Below are 14,171 nucleotides of genomic sequence, written 5' to 3' on the forward strand. Positions count from 1 at the left end.
GAATCCCCCCAAACCGCTCAACCCCGCCTCAGCGTGGCACAGCCACCAGCGGAATGCAGAAACCGTGCAAGCGATGTACACGATCGACGCAGCACCGTGGTCGTCCCGGGCGAACCCGGACTCTCGTGCAAGGCGAAAGGGATGACAGATGGTGGTCAAGAAGATCCTGGCAGCAGCAGCGGGTGCGCTCGCGGTCACGGCCGGCCTGGTCGTGGCGGGCGGGTCGGCGAGCGCCGCCGCACCGGACTGCCAGACCGCGACCGGCTACGGCGTCGTCGTGGCGTCCGCGCCGGTGAAGGGACTCTCGGACGGGACCGAGATCGGGAAGAGCCAGCTCTGCCGCGACGCCGCGTACCACTACTGGGCGTTCGTGCGCTTCTACTCGCCCCTCAACGCCAGCTCATGGGGGCAAGCCAGCCTCTACCGGTTCCGCAACGGCGTCCAGGTGAGCACGATCGACTGCGGCAGCGGCAACGGCCTCGTCAACCCGGGCCAGACCCGATGCTGGACCGGCACGCTGGACGGCCTGTCCGGGGGCTACACCTTCCAGGCGGTCGGCGAGGTCACCAGCAGCCACACCGGCAACGTCTACGCCCAAGGCTGGACACCGATCACCCGCTGAGAACGCCAGGGCGCGGCACGACCCCGCATGGGTTCGCGTCGCGCCCCCGCGTCGGCGATGGTCGAACCGGAACAGCGGGCCGCATCGGCCTCCCGCTGGGCTCGCTGGATGTCACTTACGTGGTTCCGCAGGTCAACGGGTACTCCGGGCCACCGACGATCCTCGCCGCCGCGGCACGCGGCACAGCCTGGGCCCGGACCGTGATCACCGTGTACCTGCTGCTGCGGCGCCGATCCGTTGCCCGGTCGGGCCATGAGCGTCCGGTGCCACCGGCCCACCGCCAGCCTCCCGCTCCTCGGCAGGCTGCCTGCTGATCATCGCCCGTGACCGGGGCATGGCTGGTGTGGCGGCGGGGTGGGGCCGTGGCCGCGTCGGACGGTGCGGCGGGTCCCTTCACGGCCACCATCGCCCAGGGCGGCGTGGGTGATCCACGCGCATTGGAATGTCTCGATCAGCTGACTCGCGGCAGCGATCAAGCACCGTTGCCACGGCGCCAGTTGATGGTTTCGCGACGGCGGATGAGCCGACGCCGAATTCGTCCCCCGGTCTTGCCGTTATGGGCACGGCCGTAACCGCGCTTGAAGCCGTAGGCACGGCAAAATCCGTCGTCGAAGTGATCGCCATCAACCTTGAACGCGCCACGGTTGCGGCGGCACGCACTCATTCCTGGCATGGGCTTCCTCCCCGAGCTGCATTTTCGGGCTCAATCGACGGAGAAACCCGCGCGTAGGGCCGCGCCTCGGAATTGTGGCGAGCGACCCTGCGCGGGCAGGCTGAGTTGTTGCTATTCGGTGTCTCCGGCCGTTTCCGGGACGTCGGTCTTGTCCGGGTTGATGGCGAATCGTTTCGGCGCCTCGCAGGTTTTGATCGCGTACCCGTCGGCGACGAGCTTCTCGCACGCGTTGTTGACCGCACCGCCCGACCGGCTCAGGTCCTTGCCGATCTTGGCGGGCCCGAAGTCCTCGCCCGGGTGGTCGGTCAGGTACTCCTCCACCAAGGCCCGCAGGCCGCCCTTGGGCAGTCGGTCCGTGTCCGCACTGGCGGAACCGGTGGGGTCGGCGACCGCAGGCGGCTCTGCCGGAGACGGCGCGGTCTCGGTCGCGTGGTCCATCGGATCAACCGGTGCGGTGTCGGGCAGCGGGGTGGTGTCGTCGGTTTCGGCAGATGGGGCGGCCTCGTCGATGGTGGCTGTGGTGGTGCTGTCGGCGTCGGAGTCGTCGGCTTCTGATCCGGTGGTGACCTCCTGCACCGCCGTGGTGTCCTCGGTGGTCGTGTCGTCGACGTCGGCGGCCGGGTCCTCGGCTATCCCCGGGTCCTCGGTCGTGCTGTCAGGGGTGCCGCTTGGGTGGTCGGTCGGGTCGTCGTCGCTGGGCGTCGCGGTCGCGTCCGGCAGTGAGTCTTCGGTGTCGGGTGTGGCTGCGCCACTGTCCGACGGGGCGAACGCCCAGGTATCGGGATTGCGCGGGCCGTCACCTGCGGTGCGGATGGCGGTGCCGTCGCGCTCCCAACGGACGAGGATCTTCGCGGCGGTCGAACGGCCGACTCCGGCGGACATCGCCACTGTGGCGGTAGTGGACCCGGGACCGTCGCGCAGCGCTTCCCACACTTTGTCCTCCGCGCTCGGTGCGTTCGGCTGGCCGGGGACGTCGGCCACGGCGTGTAGGCAGTGGTCGCCGTCGGTGGCTGTGGCGGTGCGGGTGGTGCGGTTCTTGCGGGACATGACGAACTCCGTGTGCTAGTGCGGAATGGAAAGGGTCCTGCCCCGGCCGGGGCGTCGGGCCCGCCGGTGCGCATCCGGTGGTTCGGGCTGCACGTCTATGGACGCTTCGTCACCGCGCCGATGTCAAGTGATTCGTCAAACAAGACACCTGTCTCGTGTGGATCTAGCGCGAATCTGCTGCTATCGCGAAACGGCAATATCAGTGACAACCCATACGTGGCTTGACATCGCCGCGTGCACGGAGCGTCCATAGAGCTGTCATGGCACGAACCACGCCAACCGATTTCCGAGAAGGATGTTGTCTCCTGTAGACCAAGACTTCCGTAAACCGCGGTTCCGCCGCCGGCCCCGCCCTCGGCGCTTACCTTTTCCTCTTACCTATTCTGAAAGCTGCTTCGTCATGCCCATTTCTGTGACCGCACACGACGTGCCCGAGATTCGCGCGCGTATGACCGCGTGGACGCGAGATCCCGGTCCCGATGGGGCGGCGAACTGGTTGCAGTTCTTCCTCGGCCCGCAACCCGATTCCGCGACGGAAACACGAGTGTTCGACCGCTCCGATGATGTGGCCGCCATCATCGCGGGCACGCTGGCCGCGCAGCTCCCGGCCGCCGAACTGTTCTACGTCTCCAGCGGCATGACCGAACTCGCACGCCACGCCGTGACCACGCTGACCGAGTACCGATTGCATCCCGGAGACCTGCCCGCCCCGGTCGGCATGATGGTCTACGCCGAGCCGCCCGTGGCCAGCCCGGTCGATCATCATGACGGCGTGAGCGTCGTGTTCTGGGGGCCGGGACGCGGCGGCCTGTGGGGCCACCGATGGCGACGCCCGTCCCGCACGGTCGCCCCCCATGGGGCGGCTCCTGGCGACGCTTTCCCGCGACGAGGCGATCCGGCGGGGCGAACGCGCCGTGACGCGCCCGGAAACCCACCCCGACGTCCCGCTGACGACCGAGGAAGGGTTCGACTTCCTCCTGTCCAGGCCGTTGCCCAACCTGCGCCGCGCCCCGGCTCCACCGTCGTTCACCCCGCCCCACGGCTACGACTGGTCCGGGCTCACCCCGATGGAGTACACCGACATGCACGGCTGGCCCGGTGATATCACAACCGGGCTCGACGGCAACAGCCTGCGGCTGGCCGAGGCGAGCCTGAGCCTGGACCGCACGATCCTGGCCACCTGGCTGCTGATGGGGCAGACCATCGCCCGGTCCGAAGACCTCACCGCGCCGCGCGCGGCCCGTCCTCGCATGGCCCGCGACACCCCCGGCGCCGACCCGGGCGTCCGCTACATCGACCTGCCTCGCGCCCGCACCGAGCCATCCGACCATAGCGAGACCACGGCATCGACACGTGAGTACCGGCATCGCTGGGTTCGCGCGAGGACATTGGCGCAATCAATGGTACGCCAGCCGAAACGGTCACCGTCCTATTTGGATCGACCCGCACCTCGCCGGACCGGAGAACGCGCCGCTGCTCGGCGGTGACCGGGTCAACGTGCTGCGCCGATAGCAACCGTCAGGAGAAGGAGTAATTCGACATGACCCGTGGTTCGTTTATCGCTTTGACTGTTTCCCTGCAGGACGGTGTCGTCGCGCACGGCGTCTTCGGCACACGTGCGGACGCGCGCTTGTGCGCGGATTGGCACGGTGTCACCGATCCGGACGTCGCCGCTACCCGCGCCGTGGCCCTGTTCCCTCCCGACGCGGAACCGGTGCTGACACACAACACCACCGGGGGCGAGGTGTTCACGCTGCCCGACGAAGTCATGGCGGTCCTGGAGAACGGCACCCCGGAGGCCACCGCCCGCGACGAGTGCGTCATCGCGTTGGTCACGGTGCCGACCCCCGAGGTGCGCGCCGCTTTCGCGGTGGGACCGTTCGACGGTGCGCAGGCACGCCGATGGCTGGCCGACGCGTTGGCGCCCGGCCGGGGCCGTCCGGCCGAGTGCCGCCTGCTGCCGGTCCGTGCCAGCGCTCTCGGCGCTGCCCGCACGCCCGCCGCAACCCCGGAGGCACCCGTCCCTGCCGTGGTCCTGCTGGACACCTCGAACGGCCCGATCTGCTACGGCCCGTTCGACAGCGCGCTGGACGCCGCGCTGTTCTGGCACGACGTCACCCGCACCCTGGACCTGGCCAATGTGCACCGCGCCCACGTGTGCGACCTCATTCCACCCGGCCCGGCCGCGATTCCCACACCGACTTCCGAGGAGCCTCCGGGCGATGACCGCGTGCGAGGCTGGGTGGTGCGCCTGCAGGACCGCGCCGACTCCGACCCCCGGGTCGTCGGCATGTTCGCCGACCAATCCGTCGCCCGCGCGTGGCGGCCGGAATCGTCCTCGTCGGAGACCACATCACCACAGGACCTGCTCCCGGTCCATCAACCGTGATGTCGTGTGCACATATCAAGCCGCTCTCACGCTATCAGTGTGCGGGGCGCTTCCAACGTGATCGTCTCCGGGATAGCGGTCGTTGTCGATTTCGCACGGATCAGTGGATGTCTGACGCGTTGCGATTTCCCGTTTCCTCTGCAGCGTCCCACATGCCGGATGCGCGAGGGCGAGCGACAATAGACGAGGTCACCGGACAGCAGGGGCGCCCGTCGGGCGCGCGATTTCCTGCTCGGTATCGACCGTCAGCTGCGCGGGCAAGCACGCACCGCGGACAGGAGTGAGCTACCGGCCGCGTGATCGTGCTACGGCGGCGCTGCAGGGCTGGCTTATGCGAGTGTGGCTACTGGATCACCGATGGGCAGGATCGCGTCGACGGGCAGGCCCTCGCGGAGGATGCGGTGTCCGTCGAGATGGGCGTCGTGCAGGAGGCAGGCGTTGCCGAGTCTCTCGGTGAACTCGCGGATGTAGTTGACGGAGAAAGGGATCCCCAGATAAGCGATGCCGAGTCCGTCAGGCCAGGTCGGGTCATGGACGTTGCCGTGTTCGTCGACGCACCATGCATGCGCGCAGCCGAAGCCGCCTTCGGTCAGACCGTAGCCTTCGACGTAGGTTAGGCCGTGCGTTTCGCTGTAGCCGGACGCGTTGGAGTAGCACATTCGTTCTGTCCCGCGGGCTCGGCCAGGTGGCAGAGGCGACGGGAAACCCCAGCGGCCGAGGGCAAGTACGAGCTCCTCGGTGCAGCAGTATGACCAGCCGGCTGGGCCCCTGGACGAGCGGTAAAGCTGGACGTGCATGGACAACCATTCGACGAGCTGCGCGTGGTGCCCGGTGCCTGGCTCGTGAGTCACCGGTCCATAGTGCCAGCTATCCAGGTGTCGGCCTGGGGGAGCCTATATACGGGTCTCATGGCGCTGGCTCTGACGTCGGTCTGGTCCCTGAGAGGAAGTCCGCTCCTGCCCAGAGATACGGCTCAATCTTGATCACTTGATCGACATCAGGCGCGTCGATCATCAGACCCGCACCCAGGTAGAGACCCACATGGTGGACGTGCTGTTCGGTCCCGAAGAAGACCAAGTCACCCGGGAGCAGGGGCTGGCCGGCGGGGACGCGCGGGCCGGCACGGTACTGCGCGTCAGCGGTGCGGGGCAGGGCGAGGCCGGCGGCGGCGTAGGCGGCGGTGGTGAGTCCGGAGCAGTCGAAGCCACCGTCTTGTGCCCCGTTGCCGCCCCACACGTACGGCAGTCCCCGTTGCCCGCAGGCGTAGTTGATCGCGGTCATCGCGGCGGCGGTCGCGGTCTGGATGTTGGTGCAGTCCCCGGTCCCGGTCGTCGCGGGTGCGGGTTGGCAGCGGACCCCGGCCACGGCCGCAACGATCGCGCGGGCGGCGTTTTCGTGCTGGGCGTAGGCGTTCGGGAATCCCGAGCCCTGGACTGCTTGTGCGGCGTCGTTGACGCTCATCGTCTGCCAGTTCGGTGTGGCGGTGAGGTGTTCGAAGAACTTTGCCGCCGCGTAGGTCGGGGTGGCGACTTGGTGCGGGGTGCCCCAGCCCATCGAGGGCCGTTGCTGGAACAGCCCGAGTGAGTCGCGGTCGCCGTAGTACAGGTTGCGCAGCCCGGATTCCTGCATCGCGGCGGCAATCGCGATCACCCAGCCTGCCTCGGGTACGCCCCTCTGCTTGCCGACCGCGACGATGATGGCGGCGTTGCCCATTTGCTCGGCGGTCAGGCCGACGACGGTGCCGGTCGGTGTGCCGTCGGGCGTGCAGGTCAGGGCACCTGCCGCGGCGCTGCTGCCGAAGAGAGGCCTGATGATGCCGGCGACACCGGCGCCGATCAGCAGCGGAATAGCGAGGACCAGGGCGGCGACGCTGGCGCCGAGTTTGCTTCCCATGGTGGGATCGCTCTCCTTTCGCAGTGAAGGGCCGGGGCCGGACGGGGGAGTTCCTGGGTGTGGGCGGAGAAGAAGGCCCCGGTTGTCAGTGCTCGCCGCGGGCGACCCGGTTGGGGGTGGCCGGTGGAGGGATCGGACTCGGCGGTGGCAGCCGGTACGGCGTGGCCGCGGCGGCCTCGCCGTCGCTCTGACCGTCGTCGGGCGCGGCAGGGTCGGCGGGCGGTGGCAGGCCGGGCCAGGCGTCGGCGAGGTCGGCGAGGCGGTAGCGCGGGCCGGCGCGGTCGGCGCGCGCCGAGGTCAGCGGCAGCCACACCGCCTCGGCCGGGCTCGGATACGGCGCGGCGGGGTCGAGCAGGTCGGCCGCGGCGGTGGCCACCGGCACCGTCCGGGGGTGGTCGAGGCCGGCGTGGACGCGGGCGAGGGCGGTGCGGGCGCCGGCTTCGCGGCGGGTGCTGGGCAGCCACACCAGCACCGGGGTGGCGATGCCGGTCGACTCGGCCAGCCGGGCGTAACCGGCGAGCTTGCGCCCGACCTTGGTCAGGGACTCGGTGCCGGTGTCGAACTCGAGGAACCACTCCACCTCCCGGACGCCGCCGGTGCGGTGGCGGGTGCGCCAGCGGCCGTAGCTATCGGGGATGACGAGGTCACCGAAATGCCGGGCACAGCGGGATTCCGACCACCACACCACCACCGCCTCCGCCTGGGGCGGCAGGGTGCGGCGAGCGCGGGCGATCAGCGAGGTGAAGAAGTCGTTCACACCGACGGTGTGGGCGAGGCGCTGGTTGTGGGCGATGCCCATGGCGCGGTCGTGCCGGTAGCCCAGTTCTGTGACCTCGAGGCCGTACTCGGCGGCGAGGACGGCGGCGCCGGCGGGGCCCAGGACGTAGTGCATGGGTGCGGAGCCGAGCTGCTGGAACGGCTGGAACCGGGACACCGCGCGCCAGAGGTACAGGTCGCGCAGCCGCTGCCGCGCTGAGCGCCCGGAGGGGAAGGCCACATCCTGGATCTGGGCGGTGGTCAGGACCCGGTGCTCGTGCAGCAGGGCCAGGAGCCACTTGTCGCGGACGGTCAGGCGGGCGGCGAGCATGGCCTGGTGCTCGACCGAGCCGGCGGCGCGGGCGGTGTGGCGGCCGGGGAGGTGGCCGCGCAGGCTGTGCTGGCGGGTGATGGTGGTGATCAACGGACGCTCCTCTGGCGAGGTGTCAACAGGGGTGTGGACAAGTGCTGTGGACAGTCCGGCTCCGCCCCGGGTGGAACCGGCGGCTGCGGCTGTTTTTCTTGTGGCGCGGCGGAATACCGCGTCGGGCGGCGGGTCAGCGGCGGGTGCGGCGGGGATCGGTCTTGGGCGGCCGGGCCGGCGGAACCCGGCGCGCGGTCGGCGCGGTCCGGGTCGCGGTGGCGCGAGTCGCCGCTGCGGTGTCACCGGCGGCGGTGTTGTGCGCGCGGCGCCGGGCGCGGAGCGCGGCCCGGATTTCCCGTGCCCGTCCGGGAATCGGGTCGCGCATGGGCGTGGTGGTCATGGTGAAGGGTTCGGTTTCCTCGCCGTGCACGACCAGCCGGGTCGCGGTGTGGTAGACGCCGAGGTGGGACAGGTCGTGGTCGGAGAGCCGGGGTGCGGTGTGGCGGGCGAGTTCGCGGGCGTCTTCGGGGCTGGCGGAGAAGAAGATTTTCGAGCGGGCGTTGGTGGAGATGCCTTCCTTCAGCTCGCGGGACAGTTGCCCGAGGTGCTGGTGCGCGAGCGTCATCGACACGCGGAATCCCCGGGCTTCGGCGAGCATGTCTTCGAGCGGGTAGGGCAGGTTCAGGAAGTTGTGGCATTCGTCGACCACCAGGCTCGCGTCGGGACGCTCGCGTTGCGGGACGCGGGCGCGGGCGGTGGTGGCCTGCCAGGTTCGGGCCACGACCAGGGACCCGACCAGCCGTGTGGTCTCCTCGCCGAGGGAGCCTTTGGGGATGCGGACCAGGCAGATGCCGCCCTCGTCCAGGACCTGGGACATGTCCACTGTGGAGCGTCCGCCGGCGATGGCTTCCTTGACGAAGGGCCGCAGCAGGAACGCCCGCAGTTTGTTCATCAGCGGGGAGATGACCTGGGAGCGGGAGCTGTCGGTGAGGTCGTCGTACCACTCCCAGAACCCGCGCAGCACCGGGTCGGCGAGCCCGGCGGTGATGCGGGACCGGAACGCCTCACTGACGAGCAATTTCGGCAGATCGGCCAGGGTCGGGACACCTTCTTGCGCCCGCAGGGTCAGGCAGGCGGCGCGCATGAGGTCGTCGGTGCGCGGACCCCAGAACGCCGAATACACCCTGCGGAACACCGAGACGAGGTTGTCGACCTCCCGGTCGGTGTCCCCGCCCTCCAACGGATTCAGGATGGGCGGGCGGTGCCGGGAGTCGGCGTCGAACAGCACCACGCGGTCCGCGGCCGAGCGCGGCAGCCGGTTGAGGACGTCGGTGACCAGATCGCCTTTCGGGTCGATCAGGACGACACCGCGGTGGTTCTCGGCGTCGTCGAGGATCATGGTGCCCAGCAGGGTTGACTTCCCGCTGCCGGTGGCGCCGAGCACATGCAGGTGGTGGCGTGCGTCGGCGACCCGCAGCCCGACCGGGCGGGCGTGGCCGGTGTCGGACTGGCCCAGCGGTTTGACCTCCGGTCCCGGTGTCGCGACCCCGGGTGGCGGGGCGACGGCTTTGGCTCCGGCGCGTTCGACGCCGGGGATGTCCGGGTCGGTGGGCAGGTGCGCGAGCACCGCCAGCTCGGGCACCGAGAGCAGGTCCCCGCGCTCGAGGCGCCGGCCGGCGAGCGCGTGGGCGGGCCGGCGTAGACGGGTGCGGGTGTAGTGGTTGTGGTCGGTGTAGGCGGCGAACGCGGCGGCCAGCGCGTGTGCCCGCCCACGTGCGGTGTCCCGGGCCCGCCGGGCCAGGTCGTCGGGGACGTTGGCGGGCAGCTCGGTGGCCACGGCGTAGCGCACGACGGTCTCGTACTGGGAGCCGCGCTGTTTGCCCACGATCGCCTTGTTCTGGGCGGAATATTCCAGCGACAGCTGCGGGTCCTGGCTGATCCGCCGCGAGTCCGGGGTCCGGCCCCGGAGACCGGCGTGCGCACCCGGCGTGACCGCGTCCAGGATCCGCCCACCGAGCCGGCCCGGGGAGCCCTGGTGCACCCGGCGGGCCGCGCGGCGGGCCCGGGCGACCCGGGCGCCGGTGACCGGGCGGGCGAGGATCTGCACGCAGGCGCGCTCGTCCCGGCCGAGGCCGACCGGGGCGCCCAGGAGCCCCCGGATCGGGTCCGCGTCGAAGCTCGTGCGGATCGGCAGCGCCTCCGGGCGGGCCAGGCGCAGCTGCCCGCCGACCGTGATCCGCCGGCGCCCGGACCCTGGATCGGGGAACGGGGAGGTGGCGGGGCTGGTGCGGGTGTGGGAGCCGGGCCAGGCGGCCTCGATCGCCCGCTCCACCAAGCTGGGTGGGATGACGCCGGGGACCCAGAACTGCACGGAGACGCCATGCTCGCCAAACACGTACTCCATCGCCAGATGCGGCTGCCCGGCCCACCACCGCCGCCAGGCCGGGCGCAGCAATCCGACGAGGTTGGACCAGACCGCGACGCCGCCGGCGGGATCCACGGTGGGTGGGGCGAGCACGGTGATCCGGCGGGCACCGACCAGCAGCGCGGCATGTCGGCGGGTCCGCCACCAGCGGTGTGCCGCGACCCCGCCCGCCAGCGCCACGGCCAGGGCCACGGCGGCGACCGGTCCCCACCCCAGCGCCCACTCGCGCAGGGCGGTGAGCAGGGTGGCGGTGGCGCTGCCGGGGTCGCGCAGGTAGTCACTCACCCAGTTCTGCATCACCGGCGATGCCGCGTCGCGCGAAGCCATGGTGGACCTCCCTTTCGGGAAACTCTTGCGAGACAAGGAAAAATTCGAGAGCGAGCGCGGAGCCGGGTCACGCGGGGCCGAGGTCGAGGTGTCCGGTGTCGTCGAGCCCGTCATCGTCGGGCTCCGTCTCGGTGTCCCCGGCAGACCCGAGGTCGAGGTAGGCGTCGGCGAGGCCGCTGTCGGTGGCGTCCGGGTCTGCTTCGGCGAATCGGGCGAGTTCGGCGGGGTCAGTCGTGATCAGGAAGTTCTCGGTGGGCGAGGCCAGCGACTGGAACGCCACCCGCTGTGTCCCCGAGGACAAGAGACCCTGGCCCCGGTCGGCCGACAGCAGGAACTGCCGCTCGCCGGCGGACAGGTCGAAGGTCTCGGCGATCTCGTCGATGGCTTGCGGCGCCTGGCGCAGCAGCACCTGGGTGGCGGCGTTGCTGACGATGGCTTTGCCCAGGTCGCTGCTGAGCACGTCGGCGGTGTCCTGGGTGGCGACGGTGAGACCGCACCAGTGTTTACGGGCGGCTTTGGCCATCCGCCACAGGAACTTCGCGCCTGCGGGTTGCTGCATCAGCAGCCACGCCTCGTCGACCACCACCAGCCGGGGCTGCCGGTGGGCGGGGTTCGAGACGCGCCGCCAGACGGTGTCGAGCACGAGCAGGGTGCCGATCGCCCGCAGCTCGTCGGGCAGATCCCGCAGGGAGAACACGACCAGGTGCCCGTCCGGGGCCGCAGCGGTGGGCCCGTCGAAGAGATCGGCGAACGACCCGTCGACGAACGGGTGCAGCCGGGCGGCCAGGTCGGCGGCCACCGCGTCACCTCTGTCGCCGGAGGCGGCGAGGACGTCGCGCAGGTCACGCAGCAGCGGCGCCGGGCGGGTCCAGGTGCGGGCGTCGCCGGTGATGCCCACAGCCGCGTAGGTGGCGGTGATCGCGGTGTCGAGCACGGCCCGCTCGGCGCCGGTGACCTCCGCGCCGAAGAGCACCGCGAGGACGGTGTGCAGGAACAGGCTGCGCCGGCGGAGCGCGTCGCGTGGGGCGGTGCGGCGGCCGTGGGCGTCGGTGTGCACGGGCAGGTCGAACGGGTTCACCCTGACCCCGCCCGCACCGAGGTGCACGTAGGTGCCGCCGACCTGGGCAGCCAGGCGGGCGTACTCGTCCTCGGGGTCGACGACGAACACCTGCACCCCGCCCGCGGCCCACCCGTTCTCGTCGTCGCCGAGGGTGCGGTAGAGGCTGCGCAGCAGCTCGAGCTTGACCAAGTACGACTTGCCTGCCCCGGAGCGGCCCAGTACGACGGAGTTGTAGTTGTCGCACGCGAACCGGTCCCAGTGCACCAACCCGGCGGAGCCGATGTTGTAGCCGTAGAGGACCCCGGGCGGGGCCGGGGTGGCAGGGGCGGTCGGGGGCAGGTCCGGTGAGGTGAAGGGATAGGCGGCGGAGACCGCGGCGGTGTCGAACGTCCGTTTCAACCCGAGCGGGTCCAGCCCGAGTGGCAGGGTGGACACCCAGCCTTGCAGCGCCCGGTAGGTCGCGGGTTTCGCGTCCAACAAGAGTGACGCGCACAGTGACCGCAGCGCCGAGACCTCCTCGGCGAGCGAGGTTTCGTCCGGTGCGTGCACGGTCAGGTAGAGGCCGAATTTGAAGAGTTTCCCGTCGCCGCGGGCGATGCGCCGGGACAGGTCGGCGGCGTCGGCGGCGGCGGCGTCGAGGTCCGGGTCGTCGAGCCGGTCATGCCGGGCGTTATGCCGGCGGGACGATTCGAGTTTGCCGCGTTGGGTGCGCAGACCCTTGGCGGCGGTGGCCGGGTCGACGGGCTGGACGTGCACGGACACGTCGAGGCGCGCGGGGTAGGTCAGCAGCGGGGCGAGCCAGCCGGGGTAGACCTCCTGCGGATAGCCGGTCACACCGAACGAGGCAACGAACTCGTTGCCGACTTCCAGGTGCCGGGCGGATACCGACAACGAGTCGGGGGTGAACGCCCCGGCCGACCCGGACCGGCCCGCGGCGGCGTGGTTTCTGGTGCGTGCCATGGGAGGTCTACCTGCTTTCGATCTCGTCGTCGTAGTCCCAGTCCTCGTCGTCGGACAGCCACGGCCCCGCCGCCTGCGGGCGGCCGGATCGCGGCGCCTCGGCGCGGGAGGGCTCGGGGCCGCGATCCGCAGGGCCGGGGGAGCGGCGCGTGGCCGGGGCGCGGCGCGGGTGCGCAGCCGCTGCGGGTTCGGGGTCGTAGAGGTCGGTGAAGGTGGTGGTGGCGGTGACGACCTCGTCGGCGGCGGCCAGCCCGGCCGAGGGCGGCAGGAACGTGTCGGGGTTGCACGCCGCGGCCAGCACCCCGGTCGCGGCCGCGGCATCGAGCGGGGTCACGACGATCCCGGCGGGGGAGAGCAGTTCGGTGGCTTCGCCGAGGCGGCGGACGAGCCGTTGCTCCGCGGCCTGCCGCACCCGCTCGTCCACGGTGTGCTCGTCGCTGCGGCCGCGCCGCCACGGCAGCCTGATCGCTGTGGCGGGTGCCGGGCTGGTGCGCAGGGGTTCGTGCAGCACGAGCAGCACCTGCCGGCGCAGCAGATCCGACTGGGCGGTGAGCTCGGCGAGGAAGTCCGCGTGATCGCGGGCCGCGGCCTCCAGCGCGGGGTGCGGGAGCCCGCCGGCGCGGGCCCGCAGCTCGGCGATCTGCGGCGCGAGGTCGAGCCGTTCGGCCCGCACGAGGAACTGCACGGGCGCGGTCAGGCTGTGCAGATACCGGGCAAACGAGGCGACAAGTGCTTCTTGCTCTCCCGGTGTGCGCAGCGAGAAGTTGACGGTGGAGCAGACGGCGATGACCGCGAGGCCGTCGCCGCCGAGGTCGACGATCCCGGCCGGCGCGCCGGTGTCGGCCACACCGTGGGCCGGGAGTTCCAGCGGGGCCGGCGATACCGGCTCGGCCCCGGCGGGGTGCCCGCGGCCGCCTCGCGTGTCGGGGTGCTGGGCGGTCAGCCAGGCCGGGGCCGCGCGGACGCCGTCGGGGGCGGAGACGCGGTGGCGCGGGGACAGGTGCTGGCGGATCGCGGCGAGGGCGAGCGTGTCCAGCGGGAGTCCGTCGCGCCGGCCCAGTGCCAGCACGGTGGCCGCGATCCCGGCCGGGACCGCGACGATCAGGAACACCGGCAGCGGCAGTACGGCGCGGCTTGCCGCGTAGAGGCCGTAGAGCAGCAGCCCGGCGACGCCGAGGATCCCTAGTTGCCGGGCGGTCAGCGGCCCGAGGACCCGGTCCGGGCGATCGACATCGGCGGGGATACGAACCGCATACGACACGTTCGTTCGGGAATCGTGGTAGCTCATTGGTGGTTACCCATCCCTTTCATCCGTTGTGTGGCCGGGATCTGCCGGTGTTGTTCGAGCGGCGGACGCGGCGCGGGCTGTGGTTCGTGTGTGAGGTCGACGGCAAGCAGCGAGCGACGCTGCGGCAGGAGTGGACCGATCGCGGCGCGCCGGCTGGTGATCAGCGGCTATCGGCCGACGGGCTGACGGCGTTGCGCGAGGTGGTCGACGCGGTGGCGGGTCGCCGTTCAGGCACCACCCAGGTGGGTGAATGATGATCTTGATGGTGCGTGCACTCGACAACGACGGCTCGACCGGGCCGGGGATGGGGCGTGGTGGCCGCGGCCTGGTCTGGCGAGGCGGTGATGGCCGTGGCGAACATGGTCGA

General features: G+C 71.1%; 12 protein-coding genes. 4 read left to right on the plus strand and 8 right to left on the minus strand.

Annotated elements, in window-relative coordinates:
- The first annotated feature begins 148 nt into the window (after nt 1-148).
- The gene (locus OG371_RS23775) at nt 149-622 is read left to right on the plus strand and encodes a hypothetical protein (RefSeq protein WP_329072720.1); all 474 of its coding nucleotides are present in this window, start codon (nt 149-151) and stop codon (nt 620-622) included.
- Nucleotides 623-1,094: 472 nt separating this feature from the next.
- Here the strand turns inward: OG371_RS23775 and OG371_RS23780 are convergent, their stop codons facing one another.
- On the minus strand, nt 1,095-1,295 hold the full coding sequence (locus OG371_RS23780; protein ID WP_329072721.1) for a hypothetical protein: 201 nt from the start codon (nt 1,293-1,295) through the stop codon (nt 1,095-1,097).
- A 111-nt stretch (nt 1,296-1,406) separates the two neighbouring features.
- Nucleotides 1,407-2,342, minus strand: a complete 936-nt coding sequence (locus OG371_RS23785) for a hypothetical protein (protein ID WP_329072723.1) — start codon at nt 2,340-2,342, stop codon at nt 1,407-1,409.
- 854 nt (nt 2,343-3,196) lie between these two features.
- On the opposite strand from OG371_RS23785, the gene OG371_RS23790 reads away from it, so the two are divergent.
- Both OG371_RS23790 and OG371_RS23795 read left to right on the plus strand, forming a co-directional pair.
- Nucleotides 3,197-3,829 (plus strand): hypothetical protein, encoded by a 633-nt coding sequence (locus OG371_RS23790; RefSeq protein WP_329072725.1) that lies wholly within the window; start codon nt 3,197-3,199, stop codon nt 3,827-3,829.
- Nucleotides 3,830-3,882: 53 nt separating this feature from the next.
- The gene (locus OG371_RS23795; protein WP_329072727.1) at nt 3,883-4,731 is read left to right on the plus strand and encodes a hypothetical protein; all 849 of its coding nucleotides are present in this window, start codon (nt 3,883-3,885) and stop codon (nt 4,729-4,731) included.
- A gap of 329 nt (nt 4,732-5,060) precedes the next feature.
- Here OG371_RS23795 and OG371_RS23800 read toward each other — a convergent pair whose 3' ends face one another.
- From OG371_RS23800 to OG371_RS23825, 6 genes are all read right to left on the minus strand, one after another.
- Nucleotides 5,061-5,390: a hypothetical protein gene (locus tag OG371_RS23800; protein ID WP_329072729.1), complete on the minus strand. Its 330-nt coding sequence runs from the start codon at nt 5,388-5,390 to the stop codon at nt 5,061-5,063.
- A gap of 247 nt (nt 5,391-5,637) precedes the next feature.
- Nucleotides 5,638-6,624, minus strand: a complete 987-nt coding sequence (locus OG371_RS23805) for a C40 family peptidase (protein ID WP_329072731.1) — start codon at nt 6,622-6,624, stop codon at nt 5,638-5,640.
- An 85-nt stretch (nt 6,625-6,709) separates the two neighbouring features.
- On the minus strand, nt 6,710-7,804 hold the full coding sequence (locus OG371_RS23810) for a replication-relaxation family protein (RefSeq protein WP_329072733.1): 1,095 nt from the start codon (nt 7,802-7,804) through the stop codon (nt 6,710-6,712).
- Between the two features lie 133 nt (nt 7,805-7,937).
- Nucleotides 7,938-10,496, minus strand: coding sequence for a type IV secretory system conjugative DNA transfer family protein (locus OG371_RS23815; RefSeq protein WP_329072735.1), 2,559 nt, complete (start codon nt 10,494-10,496; stop codon nt 7,938-7,940).
- Between the two features lie 67 nt (nt 10,497-10,563).
- Entirely contained in the window at nt 10,564-12,516 is a 1,953-nt protein-coding gene (locus tag OG371_RS23820) for a VirB4 family type IV secretion system protein (protein WP_329072737.1), read from the minus strand.
- A gap of 7 nt (nt 12,517-12,523) precedes the next feature.
- Complete coding sequence (locus tag OG371_RS23825) at nt 12,524-13,804, minus strand: PrgI family protein (RefSeq protein WP_329072739.1); 1,281 nt, start codon at nt 13,802-13,804, stop codon at nt 12,524-12,526.
- A gap of 2 nt (nt 13,805-13,806) precedes the next feature.
- Here OG371_RS23825 and OG371_RS23830 point away from each other — a divergent pair, with 2 nt between their 5' ends.
- Nucleotides 13,807-14,058 (plus strand): DUF5372 family protein, encoded by a 252-nt coding sequence (locus OG371_RS23830; protein ID WP_329073253.1) that lies wholly within the window; start codon nt 13,807-13,809, stop codon nt 14,056-14,058.
- The last annotated feature ends 113 nt before the right edge of the window (nt 14,059-14,171 follow it).

The sequence above is a fragment of the Amycolatopsis sp. NBC_01480 genome (assembly GCF_036227205.1).
Lineage (GTDB): Bacteria > Actinomycetota > Actinomycetes > Mycobacteriales > Pseudonocardiaceae > Amycolatopsis.